This window comes from Variovorax sp. GW821-FHT09D05 (genome assembly GCF_059416325.1).
On sequence record NZ_JBWKOZ010000007.1, the window covers coordinates 302,313 to 317,877 of the forward strand.

At 68.3% G+C, this 15,565-nt stretch carries 16 protein-coding genes; 11 read left to right on the top strand and 5 right to left on the bottom strand.

Going from position 1 to position 15,565, the window contains the following annotated elements; translation table 11 throughout:
• Position 1: 1 nt before the first annotated feature.
• From AC07O3_RS20710 to AC07O3_RS20725, 4 genes are read left to right on the top strand one after another with little or no spacing between them, the layout of a single operon-like run.
• Positions 2-574, top strand: a complete 573-nt coding sequence (locus tag AC07O3_RS20710; RefSeq protein WP_495340224.1) for an MSMEG_0567/Sll0786 family nitrogen starvation N-acetyltransferase — start codon at positions 2-4, stop codon at positions 572-574.
• Positions 571-1,581, top strand: coding sequence for a sll0787 family AIR synthase-like protein (locus AC07O3_RS20715; RefSeq protein WP_495340225.1), 1,011 nt, complete (start codon positions 571-573; stop codon positions 1,579-1,581). Before AC07O3_RS20710 ends, AC07O3_RS20715 begins: the two co-directional genes overlap by 4 nt.
• Positions 1,572-1,856, top strand: a complete 285-nt coding sequence (locus AC07O3_RS20720) for an MSMEG_0570 family nitrogen starvation response protein (RefSeq protein ID WP_495340226.1) — start codon at positions 1,572-1,574, stop codon at positions 1,854-1,856. The genes AC07O3_RS20715 and AC07O3_RS20720 overlap by 10 nt, the downstream gene beginning before the upstream one ends.
• Before the next feature lie 32 nt (positions 1,857-1,888).
• Positions 1,889-3,187: an MSMEG_0569 family flavin-dependent oxidoreductase gene (locus AC07O3_RS20725; protein ID WP_495340227.1), complete on the top strand. Its 1,299-nt coding sequence runs from the start codon at positions 1,889-1,891 to the stop codon at positions 3,185-3,187.
• Here AC07O3_RS20725 and AC07O3_RS20730 read toward each other — a convergent pair.
• Positions 3,184-3,882: a response regulator transcription factor gene (locus tag AC07O3_RS20730; protein ID WP_093058816.1), complete on the bottom strand. Its 699-nt coding sequence runs from the start codon at positions 3,880-3,882 to the stop codon at positions 3,184-3,186. The genes AC07O3_RS20725 and AC07O3_RS20730 overlap by 4 nt on opposite strands.
• A gap of 243 nt (positions 3,883-4,125) precedes the next feature.
• On the opposite strand from AC07O3_RS20730, the gene AC07O3_RS20735 reads away from it, so the two are divergent.
• Complete coding sequence (locus AC07O3_RS20735; RefSeq protein WP_495340228.1) at positions 4,126-5,460, top strand: DotU family type IV/VI secretion system protein; 1,335 nt, start codon at positions 4,126-4,128, stop codon at positions 5,458-5,460.
• Complete coding sequence (locus tag AC07O3_RS20740; RefSeq protein WP_495340229.1) at positions 5,457-6,578, top strand: type VI secretion system protein; 1,122 nt, start codon at positions 5,457-5,459, stop codon at positions 6,576-6,578. Before AC07O3_RS20735 ends, AC07O3_RS20740 begins: the two co-directional genes overlap by 4 nt.
• A 26-nt stretch (positions 6,579-6,604) precedes the next feature.
• On the opposite strand, the gene tssJ is transcribed toward AC07O3_RS20740, so the two are convergent.
• Complete coding sequence (gene tssJ / locus AC07O3_RS20745; protein WP_093058767.1) at positions 6,605-7,117, bottom strand: type VI secretion system lipoprotein TssJ; 513 nt, start codon at positions 7,115-7,117, stop codon at positions 6,605-6,607.
• Positions 7,118-7,188: 71 nt separating this feature from the next.
• Between tssJ and tssA the strand changes: the two genes are divergently transcribed.
• The 5 genes from tssA to AC07O3_RS20770 all read left to right on the top strand — a co-directional run bounded on the left by tssA (position 7,189) and on the right by AC07O3_RS20770 (position 11,560).
• Positions 7,189-8,226 carry a type VI secretion system protein TssA gene (gene tssA, locus AC07O3_RS20750; RefSeq protein WP_495340230.1) on the top strand — a complete coding sequence of 346 codons (1,038 nt, stop codon included), beginning with the start codon at positions 7,189-7,191 and terminating at the stop codon, positions 8,224-8,226.
• A gap of 51 nt (positions 8,227-8,277) precedes the next feature.
• The gene (gene tssB / locus AC07O3_RS20755) at positions 8,278-8,796 is read left to right on the top strand and encodes a type VI secretion system contractile sheath small subunit (RefSeq protein ID WP_093058765.1); all 519 of its coding nucleotides are present in this window, start codon (positions 8,278-8,280) and stop codon (positions 8,794-8,796) included.
• Between the two features lie 49 nt (positions 8,797-8,845).
• Positions 8,846-10,342 (top strand): type VI secretion system contractile sheath large subunit, encoded by a 1,497-nt coding sequence (tssC, locus tag AC07O3_RS20760; RefSeq protein WP_093058764.1) that lies wholly within the window; start codon positions 8,846-8,848, stop codon positions 10,340-10,342.
• A gap of 152 nt (positions 10,343-10,494) precedes the next feature.
• Positions 10,495-10,974 carry an Hcp family type VI secretion system effector gene (locus AC07O3_RS20765; protein WP_093058763.1) on the top strand — a complete coding sequence of 160 codons (480 nt, stop codon included), beginning with the start codon at positions 10,495-10,497 and terminating at the stop codon, positions 10,972-10,974.
• Between the two features lie 85 nt (positions 10,975-11,059).
• A complete protein-coding gene (locus AC07O3_RS20770; RefSeq protein ID WP_495340231.1) occupies positions 11,060-11,560 on the top strand; it encodes a peptidoglycan-binding domain-containing protein in 501 nt (166 codons plus the stop codon).
• Positions 11,561-11,653: 93 nt separating this feature from the next.
• On the opposite strand, the gene AC07O3_RS20775 is transcribed toward AC07O3_RS20770, so the two are convergent.
• The 3 genes from AC07O3_RS20775 to AC07O3_RS20785 all read right to left on the bottom strand — a co-directional run bounded on the left by AC07O3_RS20775 (position 11,654) and on the right by AC07O3_RS20785 (position 15,564).
• A complete protein-coding gene (locus tag AC07O3_RS20775; RefSeq protein WP_093077098.1) occupies positions 11,654-12,457 on the bottom strand; it encodes a PP2C family protein-serine/threonine phosphatase in 804 nt (267 codons plus the stop codon).
• Between the two features lie 40 nt (positions 12,458-12,497).
• A complete protein-coding gene (gene tagH, locus AC07O3_RS20780; protein WP_495340232.1) occupies positions 12,498-14,216 on the bottom strand; it encodes a type VI secretion system-associated FHA domain protein TagH in 1,719 nt (572 codons plus the stop codon).
• Positions 14,217-14,304: 88 nt separating this feature from the next.
• On the bottom strand, positions 14,305-15,564 hold the full coding sequence (locus AC07O3_RS20785) for a TIGR02270 family protein (protein WP_495340233.1): 1,260 nt from the start codon (positions 15,562-15,564) through the stop codon (positions 14,305-14,307).
• Position 15,565: the final 1 nt, after the last annotated feature.

Sequence of the window (15,565 nt, forward strand, 5' to 3'; positions counted from 1 at the left end):
CATGCTGTGCATCGACGACCTCTGCGAGATGCGCGAACGGATGGGCGACCACTACGCGCCCGTCGAATACCTGGTGCGCGAAGCCGCCCAGCAGTGGGAGCGCGACGAGGCCATGGCGCTGCGCCGCGCGGTGTTCTGCATCGAGCAGGGCATCTTCGTGCGCGACGACCGCGATGCCATCGACGACCATGCGCGCTTGCTGGTGGCCATGTCGTGCAACGGCGGCATGCCCGAGCAGGTGGTGGGCACTGTGCGAATCCATCGCGGTGAAGCCGAAGGCGAATGGCGGGGCTCGCGGCTGGCCGTGCACCCCGCGTTTCGCAGCCAGGGGCACCTGGGTGCGACATTGATACGGCTGGCGGTGTCGCGCGCCAACGCGCTGGGTTGCGAGACCTTTCTCGCGCAGGTGCAGATGCAGAACGTGCCGCTGTTCAACAAGCTCGGCTGGACGGTGCTCGAAGAAACGAGCGTGCACGGCCGCCCGCATGCGCGCATGCAGGCCGACCTGGGCCGCTATCCGCCCTGCCACGACCCCGTGAGCGGCTTCGTCACGCGCGCGAAGGTGCTGGCATGACGACGAAGGTCCACGAGATTGCAGAGGCCCTGCGCGCCACGCGCGGCTTCGCCCACAAGCGCGACATCAGCGACGTGGTGTCGGCGCTGGGCCGCTCGCTGCCCGGCGGCCATGCCGCGCTCGCGCAGGCCGTGCCCATCGGCGACGACTGCGCGGCCATCCCCGACGGCCATGGCGGCTACCTGCTGTTCGCCATCGAAGGGCTGGTGGAAGACTTCATCGTGCGCATGCCGTGGTTCGCGGGCTACTGCGGCGTGATGGTCAACGTGAGCGACATCTACGCCATGGGCGGACGCCCCACCGCTGTAGTCGATGCGCTTTGGAGCAGCGGCATGAGCCCTGCCGACGACGTGCTGCGCGGCATGGCCGAGGCCGCCGTGCGCTACGGCGTGCCCATCGTGGGCGGGCACAGCAACAACCGCAGCGAGCGGCCGCAGTTGGCAGTCGCCATCCTCGGCCACGCGCGCCGGCTGCTGACCAGCTTCGACGCGAAGCCGGGCGACCTGCTCGTGATGACCGCCGACCTGCGCGGCGCCTATGAAGAGCCCTTTCCGTACTGGAACGCCTCGACCCGCGCGCCCGCCGCGCGGCTGCGTGCAGACCTGGAGCTGCTGCCGGCCATCGCCGAAGACGGCCTGTGCGGCGCCGCCAAGGACATCAGCATGGCCGGTGCAGTGGGCACGGCCATGATGCTGCTCGAGTGCTCTGGCGTTGGCGCGCGCATCGATCTCGACGCGCTGCCAAGGCCCGATGGCGTGCCGCTGTTGCGCTGGCTGTCGACGTTTCCGAGCTACGGCTTCGTGCTCAGCGTGGCACCCGCGCAGGTGGCCTCGGTGATGGCGCGCTTTGCCGCGCGCGACATCGCCTGCGGCGTGATCGGCGAGGTCGATGCCACTCGGCAGGTACGGCTGCGCGCCGAAGGCGAGGAAGCGCTGCTGTGGGACTTCGGCAGCAACGCCTTCATCCAGCCACCTCTCGCCCTGCTGGAGCCCTCCGCATGCCTGTGATGCACTTCCGCGTGCGCTGGCCCGACGCCAGCGAAACACGCTGCTATTCGCCTTCCAGCGTGGTGCGCGACTACCTTGCGCCCGGCGAGCGCTACGCCCTGGCCGACTTCGTGCGGCGCACGCGCGAGGCATTGGGCATGGCCTCGGAGCGGGTTCGCGCGAAGTACGGCTTCGCCTGCTCGCAGGCCATGGACCAGCTCGCCGAGATCGAACACACCGCCGCGCGCTTCAGCGAAACCGCAGAGGCCCAGGTCACCGTCGTCGCCTTCGACTGACTGTCCCCATATCCAGAGAGAGAAAGAAACCCATGTCACACCCTTACGGCGGACGCAGCCACTACAGCGTCGTCATCGTCGGCGGCGGCCAGGCCGGCCTGTCGCTGAGCCATTGCCTGCAGCAGCGCGGCATCGACTACCTCGTGATCGAGAAGCGCAGCCTCGTGCACACCTGGCGCACGCAGCGCTGGGATTCGTTCTGCCTCGTCACGCCCAACTGGCAGTGCCAGCTGCCGGGCTGGGGCTACATCGGCAGCGATCCGCACGGCTTCATGGTCAAGGACCAGATCAACGAATGGCTCGCAGGCTTCGTCGAGCATGTGAAGGCGCCGGCCATCGAAGGCGTGACTGTCGAACGCGTATCGCGTGACGGCGAACGCGAGCGCTTCAGCGTGCAGACCGACGCCGGCCTCTACACCGCCGACCAGGTGGTGGTGGCCTCCGGCGGCTATCACCGCCCCATCGTGCCGCGCCTGGCCGAAAAGCTGCCTGCAAGCGTGGCGCAGTTCCACTCGGCGCAGTACCGCAACCCGGCGCAGCTGCCCGAGGGCGCGGTGCTGGTGGTGGGCTGCGGCCAGTCGGGCGCGCAGATCGCCGAAGACCTGCACCTGGCCGGCCGCAAGGTGCACCTGGCCACCGGCAACGCCCCGCGCTGCGCGCGCTTCTACCGTGGCCGCGAGGTGGTCGACTGGCTTGCCGACATGAAGTACTACGACATGCCCGTCACCGAGCATCCGCTGCGCGAAGGCGTGCGCGACAACACCAACCACTATGTGACCGGCCGCGACGGCGGGCGCGACATCGACCTGCGGCGCTTTGCGCTCGAAGGCATGGAGCTGTATGGCCTGCTGAGCGGCTTCGACAACGGCGCCTTCGAGCTGCAGCCCAACCTGCGCGACAACCTCGACCAGGCCGACGGCACCTACAACCGCATCAACGCATCGATCGACAAGCACATCGCCGCGCAGGGCATCGAGGCGCCGCCGCCTTCGGTCTATACGCCGGTATGGGAGCCACAGGAAGAACGCACGCGGCTCGACCTTGCTGTGGCGGGTATCACCAGCGTGGTGTGGTGCATCGGCTTCTCGCCGGATTTCGCATGGGTCGACGCGCCGGTGTTCAACGGGCGCGGCGCACCGGTGCACCTGCGCGGCGTGACGAACGAACCGGGGCTGTACTTTCTCGGGCTGCCCTGGCTCCACACCTGGGGTTCAGGCCGCTTCTCGGGCGTGGCGCGCGATGCGGAGTTTCTGGCGCAAGCCATTGTGCAGAGAAAGGCGGGACTGCGCGGCAGTACCGGTACCCCGGCGCCCGAATTGCGCGCAGCCTAGGCCTGCTGCGCCTCAGTCAGCGCCTGCGCAGCAACCACCGCCTCCGTGCGGTTGCGCACATTGAGCGCCCGAAAGATGGCTGCCAGGTGGATCTTCACGGTGCCTTCGCTGATGCCCAGGCTGCGCCCGATCAGCTTGTTGGGCTTGCCCTGCGACAGCAGCTGCAGCACCTCGACCTGGCGCTCGGTGAGCACGTTGCGCAGGTGCTCCAGCGTCTGGGTGCCGCCATTGCCGCCGCCTGCGCCGCGCGTCAGCGACTCGGCAGCCGCCTGCGGCGCCACGCCGGCCACGATGCCCGGCGGCAGCGCCGTCAGCATCATCGGCGGCACGTACACACCGCCGGCCAGCACCAGCCGCACGGCCGAGAGCATGACCTCGGGTGAGTAAGCCTTGGGTATGAAGCCCAGCACGCCGCGCTCGAGCGCGCTGCGCATGATGGCCGGGTCTTCGTAGCCCGACAGCACGATCACCGGCACGGCCGGATGGCGGCGGCGGATTTCGTCGATGTGGGCCTGGCCGTCGGCGCCTGGCATGTTGAGGTCGATCAGGGCCAGGTCGAGGTCGTCGGTGGCTCCGGCAAGCAATTCGTCGACGCTCATCGTCAGAACGAATTCGATGCCAGGCTCCAGCTCCGACAACTTGGCTTTGACCGCCTCGATGACGAGCCGGTGGTCGTCGGCGATCAGGATTTTCATGATGTCTTTCCCCGTGTCCCAGCGTGCAGTGCACTTGCAGACGCTGAAGATACCGGCGAATGCCCCGCGCAGCAAGGCCGGCCGTCCCACCAACGGCATAGACCCCAAGCGATATGGCGCCCGCCGCGCCCCCTTTGAAAGAATGAACGCCTACTCGAAGGAACCGGGGACATGGGCATGTGCCATCGCAGCAGACTCTGGCGCCGGGCATCCTTCGCAACGCATGGCTGAGCGGGCCCGCCCATGGCCCGCCTTCTAGACTGCTTCTCCAGCTTCATCTCGTTCGGCCTCGCACTGGACGCATCGATCGCGGCCGGCTCGCCCATGCTGGCGCACGATGCTGCACAGCAGCAGGCCCGCCAGCGGCTCGATGCGGCCCGCGCCGCCGCCGAGGCCTCGGGCACGCCCGCGGGGCAGATCGAATCGGCGGCTTTCGCAATGGTGGCCTGGATCGACGAAATCCTCGCGCGCCACCCCGAGGCCACCTCGGCGGCAAGCACGGCGGCCCCGCTACAGGTGCAGCTCTTCAACTCCAACAACGCGCACAGCGAGTTCTTCCACCACCTGTCGGCCCTGGGCGCGCGGGACGACGCGGTGCGCGAGGTGTACTGGCATGCGCTGGCGCTCGGCTTCAAGGGCCAGTACTACTTCGAGGACGGCGACCAGGGCGAGCTGGGCAAGCTGAAAGACCTGCACGGCAGCCAGCTGCTGCTGCGCCCGCTGTCGACCGGCAGCCTGGTGCAGGACCGCATCACGCCGCAACCCTACGAGGTGCCCGACCCGCGCGGCCCCAACGACACGCGCCGGCGCGACCGCACGCTGCTGCTGAGCAGCGCCGCGCTGGCGCTGGCGCTGCCCCTGCTCTACCTGCTGTGGCTGTGGTCCACCGGTCCGCCCGCGGCCGCCACCGGCCTGAGCCAGCGCGTCGAGCAGCACCTGCAGACTTTCGCCTGCGCCGACCTCACGGCCACCGTCGACCGGGACGGCCGCACACAAGTGACCGGCTTCGTCTCGCTGCCGGGCGACCTGCCGCGCGTGGAGCATGAAGTGAGCACGCTGCCCGGCGTGAAGGCGCCGCGCTTCGACATCGGCCTGCGCGTATGGCCGCACTGCGAGGTGTTCGCCATCCTCAAGCCCTACCAGATGCGCAACAACGAGAAGGTCTACGGACTGGACGTGACCGCGCTCTCGGCCCGCGAAGGCCAGCTGCGCGAGGGCGACAACGTGCGCGTGCAAGTGGTCGCGCCGCGCCACGACAGCTACATCTGGGTCGACTACTACACGGTCGACGGCTCGGTCATGCACCTCAATGCCGGGCAGGTGCCCACGCGGCTGCACGCCGGCGAAACGCTGGAGCTGGGCCGCGACATTCCGTCGAGCTGGCTGGTGAGCCCGCCCTTCGGCAACGTGCTGGTCACCGTGCTGTCGTCACCGACGCCATTCAGCGAAACCTCCGACCGTCCGCCCTACGAGCTGGCCTCCGCCTACCTGCTGCGGCTGCGCGAAGCGCTTGCGGCCGGCAAGAGCAGCGAGCGGCTGATCGCCGACTTCGTCTTCCTCGAGACCGTTTCCCGATGAACGCCCTGCTCTCGCCCACCCATCGCTTCTGGCTGCTGCTGGCGCTGTGCCTGCTCGGCTTCGGCCTGCTGTACGCGGTGGTGCGCGATGCGGGCCGCGGTGCGCGCAGGCGTGGGCTGCAGAAGCGCATCGCGGCGCTCGGCGCGCCATCCACCGGCGCCGACGAGGCTGCCATCGACGCCCTGAGGGACGACATGGCGCAGGCGCAGCAGGCCCTGCGCCGCTCGTCACGGCTGAAGGCCCTGGTGCCCGCGCCGTGGTTCCTGTGCTTCGGCGACGCTGCGGCCAACCTGGCCGGCCTGTTCGCGACGGCACACGCCGACCGCGTGCCCCCGCCCGAACCTGCGAGCGGAGGTGGCGGCGAACCCTTCGGCGCAACGTGGTGGCACTGGTGGCTGACAGGCGCGACGGTGGCCATAGAGATCCATCCGGGCGCGCTCGGCGACACGGCCGGTACGCCGCCGCTGCGCGGCCTGTGGCTGCAGTCGCTGCTCGCGCTGGCCGAGCGGCGCGACCGGCTGCCGCTCAACGGCCTGGTGGTGGGCGTGGCGGCGGGCGAATTGCTGCATGCCGATGCCACGGAGCTGAAGTCGCTGGCCGCACGGGCGCGCCGCCTGCTCGACGAAACCAGCGACACCCTGCGCCTGCAGCTGCCCACCTACCTCGTCGTGACCGGGCTCGAACAACTCACGGGCTATGCGGCCCTGCGCGGCGCGCTGCCGCCTGAAGTGCTGGCGCAGGTGCTGGGGCATCGGCTGACCGATGCCTCGCCCTTCATCGAGACACCGGCCGGCGAGCGGCTGGATACCGTGTTCGATCCCATCGCGCAGCACCTGCACGCGCTGCGCATGGCGCTGCTGCGCGAGCAGCCCGGCGCCGCGGGCCGGCTCGCCATTCACGAATTCGTGGAGGCCGTGCGCGCGCTGCAGCCCGGCTTGCGCCAGTTCGCGCAGGTGCTGTTCGAGAACCACGGCAAGACCTCGCGCGCGCCGCGCTGGCGCGGGCTCTACCTCACGGCAGCCGCATCGGACTCAACCGGCGGGGCCTTCGTGAACGATCTGTTCGAGCACTTCCTGCCTGCCGACCAACCGCTGGTGCGGCCAGGGCGGCCGTCATGAGCCGCCCCCGGGGCAAGGTGAGGCGACTACTTCGCGTCGACACGGATCGCGCGTGCGCCGAAGTTCACGTCGAGTGCCTGCGCCTTGCCCGTGGTGACCGGGCGCACTTCGCGCCAGCGCGCTCGGTCGAGGTCGCGGAACGCCGCCATCACGCCGATGGACTTCGCATCGGGCGGCAGGTTGAAGTCGAGCTTCTTCGTCTCGCCGGGCCGCAGCAGCACTTCTTCACGCTGCACGAGCTCCGCGCCGAGCGTGGCCTGGTCTTTCTCGAACAGCGAGAAGAAGTCGGCACCCTCGAACGGGCCAGGCGACTTCAATGCATACACGCGCACGGTGAGCGGCGAGGCCCGTCCACGCGCATCGGGGTTGGCGTCGGCGCCGGCCGTGAGGGTCACGGCCACCGTGGTGACCACCGGTTTGCTCGCGCAGCCCGCGATGAAAAGACCCGCTGCAGCAAGGCCAAGAGCTGCGATGCGGCGCCGCGTTGCCGCGCCAAGGAGGCCTTCATAGGACGAATGGTGTGTACCCAGCGTGCGCATGCTATTCCCTTCGTTGCATTGACCGGTCAAGACGCATCTTTGATTATCACCAGCGAACTCCAACAGGCAACATGCTGACCAACGAACTCGCAGCCACACTGCTCGCGCCCATCGGCGAGGCCTCGCCGTGCGGCGACGATCTCGAGTACGACGCGGACTTCATGACGCTGGTCTCGGCCGCGCAGGGCAAGCCCGAGCAGCAGTTCGGCGACACCGTGATTCCCGCGGTCGAACCCGAGTGGCGCGAAGTGGGCGAACGGGCCGACGGCATCCTGCGCCGCAGCAAGGACGTGCGCGCCGCGGTGCTGCTGCTGCGCGCATCCACTCGCATGCAGGGCGTGGAAGGCTTCGCCGCCGGGCTGCGCCTGCTCAACGGATTGCTCGACACCTTCTGGGAAGGCATACATCCAAAGCTGGATGCGGACGACGACAACGATCCGACGATGCGCCTGAACGCGCTCGCGCCGCTGACCGACGAGAGCATGGGCCTGCGCGACCTGTACGAGGCGCAGATCGGCATCGCGCGCGGCGTGGGCCCGATCCGCGTGCGCGACATTGCCATTGCCCACAACACGCTCACCGCCGTCGGCGGCGAGGCCACGTACTCCGCAGCACAGGTGCATGGCGGGCTCGAAGCCATCCAGGCCGAGCGGCCCGAGGCGATCCAGGCCGCCCTCGGCGTGCCCGCGCTGGTGGAGCAGCTGAAGAAACTCGTCGCCGATCACACCGGCCGCGCCGATGCCGTCGACCTCGAACCGCTTCGCACCATCGCCCGCGTGCTGCAGAAGGCCTGCGCCGCCGCCAGCGGCGCGCCGGCCGATGCCGCTTCGGATGCCTCCGGCGACACGGCCGCCGATGCACAGGCGAACGGCAGCGCGGCCTCCCGCCCCGCCGCACGCGGCGAGATCCAGAACCGGCAGGACGCAGTGCAGATGCTCGACCGCGTCATTCGCTACCTCGAGCAGGCCGAGCCGGGTAACCCCGCGCCGCTTCTGATCGAGCGCGCCAAGAAGCTCATCGGCGTGAGCTTTCTCGAAATCATGGCCAACCTCGCGCCGAACGCGATGGACACCATCGAAACGGTCACGGGCCGCCGCCCGTCCGAGTAAGCCAGCACCACCCCACACCCGCCCCCATTCACACCCGCAAGGAGCATCTCCATGGCCAAGAGCAGTCAGAAATTCATCGCCCGCAACCGGGCGCCCCGGGTCCAGATCGAATACGACGTGGAGCTCTACGGGGCAGAGAAAAAGGTGCAGCTGCCCTTCGTGATGGGCGTGCTGGCAGACCTCTCGGGCAAGCCGGCAGACCCGCTCGCGCCGGTGGCCGATCGCAAGTTCCTGGAGATCGACGTCGACAACTTCGACTCGCGCATGAAGGCCATGAAGCCGCGCGCGGCCTTCGCGGTGGAGAACTCGCTCACCGGCGAGGGCGACCTGAAGGTGGAGCTCACATTCGAGAACATGGAAGACTTTTCGCCCGCCGCCGTGGCGCGCAAGGTGGGCGCACTGAACAAGCTGCTCGAAGCACGCACGCAGTTGTCGAACCTCGTCACCTACATGGACGGCAAGGGCGGCGCCGAAGACCTGCTGGCCAAGGTGCTCGAAGACCCGGCCCTGCTGCAGACGCTGGCCGCGAGCAAGAAGCCCGAAGACGCCGGCGGCACACCCGCCGCCTGACGACGATACCCATCCGACCGCTACACAGGATCACGAGGAGTAAACCACCATGGCCACCGAAGCACTCGAACAGAGCGCGCTGAAAGATGTCGCGTATGCGGGCAGCGACTTTTCGTCGCTGTTGCAAAAGGAATTCAAGCCGCGCAGCGACGAAGCCAAGAGCGCCGTCGAAGCCGCGGTGCTCACGCTGGCGCAGCAGGCGCTGGCCAACAGCACCGTCATCGGCAAGGACGTGACCAAGTCGATCCAGGCCATGATCGCCGCGATCGACGCCAAGCTCACCGACCAGGTGAACAAGATCATCCACCACCCCGAATACCAGAAGCTCGAGAGTGCGTGGCGCGGCCTGCACTACATGGTGAACAACACCGAGACCGACGAGAACCTGAAGATCCGCGTGATGGACATCTCCAAGACGGATCTGGCCAAGAGCCTGAAGAAGTTCAAGGGCGCGGCCTGGGACCAGAGCCCGATGTTCAAGAAGATCTACGAGCAGGAGTACGGCCAGTTCGGCGGCGAGCCCTTCGGCGCGCTGGTGGGCGACTACCACTTCGACCAGAGCCCGCCCGACGTGGAACTGCTCGGCGAAATGGCCAAGATCGCCGCGTCGGCGCATGCCCCTTTCATCACCGGCGCCAGCCCCAACCTGATGCAGATGGAGTCGTGGCAGGAACTCGCCAACCCGCGCGACCTGACCAAGATCTTCCTCACGCCCGAGTACGCCGGCTGGCGCAGCCTGCGCGAGTCGGACGACTCCAAGTACCTCGGCATGTGCATGCCGCGCTTCCTGGCGCGCACGCCCTACGGCGCCAACACCAACCCGGTGGAAGAGTTCGACTTCGAGGAAGACACCGCCGGCGCCGACCACAGCAAGTACGCCTGGGCCAATGCGGCCTACGCGATGGCGACCAACATCAACCGTTCGTACAAGCTGTACGGCTGGGGTTCGCGCATCCGCGGCATCGAGTCGGGCGGCGCGGTGGAGAACCTGCCGCTGCACACCTTCCCGAGCGACGACGGCGGCGTGGACCAGAAGTGCCCGACAGAGATCGCCATCAGCGACCGGCGCGAGGCCGAGCTCTCGAAGGCCGGCCTGCTGTCGATGATCCACCGCAAGAACTCCGACTTTGCCGCTTTCATCGGCGCCCAGTCGCTCAACAAGCCGGCCGAGTACGACGACCCGGACGCCACGGCCAACGCCAACCTGGCGGCGCGCCTGCCCTACCTCTTTGCCTGCAACCGCTTTGCGCACTACCTCAAGTGCATCGTGCGCGACAAGGTCGGCAGCTTCAAGGAGCGCGAGGACATGCAGCGCTGGCTGAACAAATGGATCATGAATTACGTGGACGGCGACCCGGCAAACTCGTCGGAAATCACCAAGTCGCAGAAGCCCCTGGCGGCCGCCGAAGTGGTCGTTGAGGAAGTGGAAGGCAACCCGGGCTACTACACGTCCAAGTTCTTCCTGCGCCCGCACTACCAGCTCGAAGGCCTCACGGTTTCTTTGCGCCTGGTGTCCAAGCTGCCGACGGCCAAGGGCGCCGGCTGAAAAAAATCTGGGGATTCTTCTTGAATTCCCGGTTCCGTTTCGTTCTATGAGTAGCTGCCGGGCATCGGAACTTACCTCCCACCGCCGGCAGCCATTTTTCTCGTTTCGATCATCAACCGCCCGAACGCAATCGGGTTCCAAGGAGTAGGAACATGTCATCTGACTTTCACATCAAGCTCGACGGCGTCAAGGGCGAGTCTTCCCACAAGGACCACAAGGACGAGATCGAGATTTCGTCGTGGTCCTGGAACGTGGCCAACTCGTCGGGCGCAGGCTCCGGCGGCGGCTCGGGCAAGGGCAAGGCCACGCCCGGTGAATTCCACTTCACGCACACCTACGACAAGGCCTCCCCGGTGCTGGCCAAGAACTGCGTGAGCGGCAAGCACTTCAAGGACATGGTCCTGACCTGCCGCAAGGCCGGCGAAGGCCAGCAGGAGTACCTGAAGGTCACGATGAAGGAAGTCTTCATCTCTGCCGTGAGCCCCGGCGGCGCGCAGGGCGGCGACGTGTACGAACAGGTGATGTGCTCGTTCAAGGACATCGAGTTCGCCTACAAGGCCCAGGACGACAAGGGCGCCGGCGGCGGCGAAGTCAAGTTCGGCTGGAACGTGGCAACCACCGAAACCCGCTGACGGGCGACGGACCGCCGGGCACGGCATCGGGCGCGCCAGTGCCCGGTGCGGTTTCCATGCGTCCTCACCGCACCGGAGCAATGCAATGGCATTCAGCACCCCAACCATCGGCAGCAGCGGCGCGCTGCTCACGACCTACAACACCGACTGGTCGGTCGGCCGGATCGGCTCCAACACACGTGAAGACGTGATGCTCGTGCAGGCGCTGTTCAAGATCTTCTACTACGAGCTGCTCGGCTTCAACCACGATCTGAACCCACCTCCCGGCCAGACAGAGGTGATCGTCGTGGACGGCTACTACGGGCAGATCACGCAGAAGCACATCACGCACTTCCAGACGCAGGTGATAGCGCTCGGATACAAGGTCCTGCCGGACGGCATCTTCGATCCGTTCCGGGAGCCCGGTGCGTCCAGCACGATCAGCAAGACACGCTACGCGCTCGACCTGCTCAACAACGCCTGTGCCAACTGCTGCAAGGAGCAGGGCATCGACAACTACACCAACCTGCCGAACCGGGAAGACATGCCCATGTTGCTGCGCAGCGCGTTGAAGAAGGTCAAGAAGACGGCCAGGAAGTACAGCTGAGCGGCCCCAGCGACCGCCAGCCTGGCGCCCGTCCGATGGACGGGCGTTTTTCTTTTGAGGCTGGCTGCGCCGCCTTCGCTCGAGCGGAAGCGCTCAAGGGTTCGTCGTGTCAGTCGAGGCGGCGATTTCGGGCATGAGCCGCGTCGCGTCGTCCTCGTCGTCCTCGATCACCCACAGCGTGAGCGCCGTGTAGTTGTCGTACCCCGGCTTGGCATTCGCCTTGACCTGCGCGTCGATCAGCTCGGTCCACTGGCTGGGTGTGCGGGAGGCATGCAGCGTGTCTATCAGGCACTCGTCGCCCAGCGGCTCCCACACACCGTCGCTGCACAGCAGCAGCACGTCGCCGGGCAAGAGGCGCATGCGGTCCGACACCGCGATGTCGGGCGCCTCCTCGACCGAGCCCAGCGCCGACAGCAGCATGTTGCGCTGCGGATGCAGCCGCGCGCCCTCTTCGTCGAGCATGCCGCCGGCCACCATCTGCTGCACCAGGCTGTGATCGGTGGTGCGCGCCACGATGGCGCCGCCACGGAACAGGTAGGCCCGGCTGTCGCCGCTGTGCACCCACGCCAGAGCCTGGCTTTCGAGGTCGATGGCCGCGAACACGATGGTCGAGCGCATGCCCGCGAGCTTGCCGCCCTCGGCCTGGCGCGCCACCACGTCGAGGTTGGCCTGCTCCACCAGCCGGCGCAGCGTGGCTTCGTCGAGCCCCGGCGCGGCCGAGAAGCCGCCGAGCATGCTGCCGCGCGCAGTGGCCGCCGCCACGTCGCCCCCGCCATGGCCGCCCGCGCCGTCGGCCACCAGGCAGGCGACATAGCGCTCGTCGTGCCAATGGCCGTGCACGTCCTCGTTGTAGGTGCGGCCTCCCTGCCGGGAGAGCGTGACGATTTCGATTTCCAAGCGGGGTGCCTCGCGGGTGCTGGGGTTGTTCTGGTTTTCTTCAGGCGTCGGACTTCAGGCGTGCCATCTGCTCTTCGTAGGCCTCGAGGAAGGCCTTGCCGAAGAGGCTGTGGAAGTCGTCCTCCGCCTCGCTCGCGATGCCGCCGTAGAGCGACACGAACTGGTCCCAGAGCTTGGCCTTGCGGTTGGCGCTGAAGAGAGCGTCGAGCGCCGACTTCGCGCTGATCTTCTTCTCCAGCTCCGCCGGCTCGAAGCGCCCGATGACATGGGCCAGCGCCGCGCGCATGCCCACCATCACGCCGAACTGATGCGCGCGCAGGTCGTTGAAGGCATCACGCATCGCGGCCTCGGGCGGCATGAAGCCACGCACGCCGGGCCCCAGCAGATGGGCCAGCGCCACCTCGACCGTGGGCGAGAACTTCAGCGGGTTGTTGGCCTGCGCCGCGATCATCGTGACCTCGGCGCGCACCTCGCGCTTGAACTCCTGGCGCGTGAGCAGCAGCTGCAGCGTGCCCTCGGTGGCGCTGCGCAGCATCGAGCCGATGCGCTCCATCAGGCCCGGCGTGAGCATCTCGGGCGGCTGGTGCGTGCTGGCCAGGCCGCGCAGGAAAGCGGCGAGCAGCTCGTCGTCGGTGGCGATGCGCTCGGGTGGCGGCGTTGCTGCGCGCCTGGCTGGTGGCGCAGGCGCGATGTCGATGGGCGGCGGCAGCGACTCGGCGGGCCTGCCGGAACTCTCAGGCCCGCTGATGCGTATCGGCTGGCCGGTGATGTCGTCGAACTGCGCCAGCGGTTGCACGGGCACCGGCGCAGCCACCGGAGGCGGTGCAGGTGGCGGTGGTGGCGGTGGCGGCGGCTCGACGGCCTTCGGCGGCGTGAAGCCGAACTGGTCGATCGGCAGATGGTCGGAGCGCGGCGTGGGCGTACGCGGCGCCGCGTGCTGCAGCGCGGCCAGCGGATCGGCTTCGGAAGCGGTGTTGGGCTGCAGCAGCGGATCGGCCAGCGGCGACAGCGCAAGCGGATCGCCGCCGATGCCGCCGATGCCGCCGATGCCGCCGATGCCGCCGCCACTATTGCCCATGCCGCCGAACAGCTCGTCGATGCCCGCGGCCTTGCCATGCGCGGGCGGCGCGCCGAGGTCGGAGAAATCGTCGAGCGCGCCAAGACCGGCCGCCGGCGTCGACGACGGCGTGGGCCCCAGCAGGTTCGCGAAAGGATCGATCTGCGCGGCTTGCACGTTGCGCGAGCCGCTTTCCATCGGGTCGGGGAACAGCAGCGAATCAGGCAGTGCCGTGGCAGGGGTTGGGGCGGGCGCTGCCGCTGGTGCGGCCGGCGGCGCGAGGCCCGCCAGCAGGTCGGCAAAGGGGTCGTCGCTCGAAGGTGCGGCTGGCGCGGCCATGGCAGCCCCTCCAAGCACCGTGTTCGGGATAGCCAGCGACGGCGGCGCGGCGGCCGTCACGCGCACCGTGAGCTCGAAGCTGCCCACCACCAGCCGCGCGCCGTCGGTCAGCGCGGCCTCCTTGCCCGAGCCCAGCGACACGCCGTTGCACTGCATCGGGTTGCTGCCCCGGTCGATGACGAAATACTGCCCGTCACGGCACAGCACCTGCGCATGCACGCGCGAGACCGTGCGGTCCGGGTCGTCCAGCACCAGCGTGTTGGTGTCGGCCCGGCCGATGGTCCCGCCATTGGGTCCGAAGTCCGCGGCAATGGCCTGCCCCGCCGGAGCGCCTTGCCGGGTGATGACAGCGATATGGATCATGAATCGGCCCCCGAAGGCTCTGTGCCTGAATGCGCCCGAACAAACTCGCAAGGAGTATTCATTCCGTGGGGCATGTTGGCAATCTCGCCTAAAGAGGTATGCCGTCGCCAAGCCAGCGCTGCTGCCGCCATGCCGGCGCGCTGGTTGCGAACAGCGGTGCGCGCGCGTCGAGCAGCGCCAGATGCAGCGCCGCTGCCACGCGCTGACGCTGGAAGCCCTCACGCAGCACACCCGTACAGCTGTCGGGCGAGACCGGCTGCCCCATGAAGAGCCGCACACCAGGGGCAAAGCGTGCACCGTTCTGCTGCCACCACGCACGGATCTTGTCGATGTCGGGCCAGGGCAAGGCGATGTCCTCGGGCAGCTCGACGTTGTCGTCGTCGGGGTCGTCGGTCGGCCCATCCTCGAAGCCGTCGGGCGGCGGAACCTCCATCTGCGCGAGGTTGAAGTCCACGCCCGTGATGGTGACGAAGGCCTCGGCCGCGATGCGTGCCGTGGCCGGCTGCGCCATCTGCTCGATGAGCCACGGCACATAGCGCGCGTCGCCGATGAAGCCCGAGCCGATGATGCGCAGGCGCTGCGCCTCGGGCAGCGCGGCGCTGTCGAGCAGCAGCGCGTGGCCCGGTGCCAGCTCCATCGCCTGCAACGCGAGCTGGAACGCGCGCGGCTGGCGCGGCCCGCTCTTCAGCGCAAAGGCCGCAAGCACGTCCAGCGCCTGCGCCCGGTCGCCGAGCAGCACCGCCGCCCACGCGGCCCAGAAGCGCAGCTCGGGCTTGGCCTCGCCGAGCAGCGATTGGGCCTGCGGCAACAGGTCGGCACGGCCCAGCTCGCCGGCTGCACGCAGCGCGCGGATGCGCACGCTGTCTGGAGCGCCCGCAAGCAGCTGCCCGAGCAGCGGACCCACGTCGCGCCGATGCAGCGCGCAGGCTGCCACGCCGAGCTTCTGCCGCAAAGGAGAGGCGTCCTCGAGCAAGGCCCTGACGCGGCCGCCAAGATACTTCGGCTCGACCCAGCCCAGCGCGGAGATCAGGCCGGGCACGACCTCGGGCAGGTCCTTGGCGCGCTCGACCAGATCATCGAAGCGGCCATCGACCGCCTCGATGGCGAGCACGGCGGCGACGAAGAAGTCTTCGGGGCCTTCGTTGTCGGTGATCGCCAGTGCATGCTGCCAGCCTTCTTCGCCGGCAACGCGCAGGCCGTCGATGTGGGCCGCGAGGCGTTCGTCGAGGTCGGCGAATTGCTGGGGCGAGTAGTTGGGGGCGTGGACTGCGGTGGCGCGTTGGAGCCAGAGGAAGGAGGCTTCGTCGGCGTGTTCGGCGACAACGGAAGACAGCGTGTCAGAGTCCATG